We start from the raw sequence: 1,028 nt of genomic DNA, 5'->3' as shown, positions 1-1,028 counted from the left end.
TCGCAGTGGCGGGGGATGGGTCGGGGTTTGTTTGCTTCCAGCGCGGTGTTTCGGGGTGCGTTGGAGGAGTGTGCGCGGGTGTTGGATCCGTTGGTGGGGTTCTCGGTCGTGGATGTGGTGTGTGGCCGGGTGGAGATGCCCAGTACTGAGTTAGTGGGTGTTGGTGATGTGTCCGCCGGTGTGGTGGATCGGGTGGATGCGGTTCAGCCGGTGTTGTTTGCGGTGATGGTTGGGTTGGCGCGGGTGTGGCGGTCGTGGGGTGTGCGGGTTGTTGGGGTGGTGGGGCATTCTCAGGGTGAGATTGCTGCTGCGTGTGTGGCGGGTGGGTTGTCGTTGGTGGATGCGGCGCGGGTGGTGGCGTTGCGTTCGCGTGCGTTGCGGGTGTTGTGCGGTCAGGGTTCGATGATGTCGTTGGCTGTGTCGCGTGAGCAGGCCGAAGGTCTGGTGTCTCGGTGGGGTGGGGTTGAGGTTGCGGCGGTGAATGGGCCGGTGTCGACGGTGGTGTCGGGTCCGGTGGTGGGGTTGCGGGGGGTGGCTGAGGAGTGTGAGGGGTTAGGGGTACGGGCTCGTTGGATCTCGGTGGATTACGCGTCGCATTCGCGGTATGTGGAGGCGATCGAGGCGCGGTTGGCTGTTGATCTGGCGGGGATCAGCCCGCGGAAGGGTGAGATTCCGTTTTATTCGACGGTGTCTGGTGGGCGGGTGGATACCGGTGGGTTGGATGCGGGGTATTGGTATCGGAATCTGCGGCAGCCGGTGTTGTTCGCGGACACGATCAGGGCGCTGGCTCGGGCGGGGCATCGTGCGTTTATCGAGGTCAGTCCTCATCCGGTGCTGGTCCCGGCCCTGCACGACACCCTTGAGGAGAGTGCGGCGGCAGGGGCAGACGGGCATCGGCATGGGCATGGGGATGGGCATGGGGACGGGCATGGGGATGGGGACGATGCCGGGTTCGTGGTTGTCGGGTCGTTGCGGCGTGACGAGGGCGGAGTCGATCGGCTGATCCGTTCCGCAGCGGAGGCCTATAC

The 1,028-nt window shown here is 65.1% G+C and carries 1 protein-coding gene; it reads left to right on the top strand.

Annotation, left to right across the window (positions count from 1 at the left end; translation table 11 throughout):
• Nucleotides 1–15: 15 nt before the first annotated feature.
• A partial coding sequence (locus tag NQO67_RS43470; RefSeq protein ID WP_255956193.1) for an acyltransferase domain-containing protein occupies nt 16–1,028 on the top strand: 1,013 nt, incomplete at its 3' end.

This window comes from Streptomyces odontomachi (assembly GCF_024435355.1).
Taxonomy (GTDB): Bacteria; Actinomycetota; Actinomycetes; order Streptomycetales; family Streptomycetaceae; genus Streptomyces; species Streptomyces odontomachi.
The sequence above is the reverse complement of the archived record's forward strand: the minus strand, read 5'-3'. Positions and strand labels throughout refer to the sequence as shown.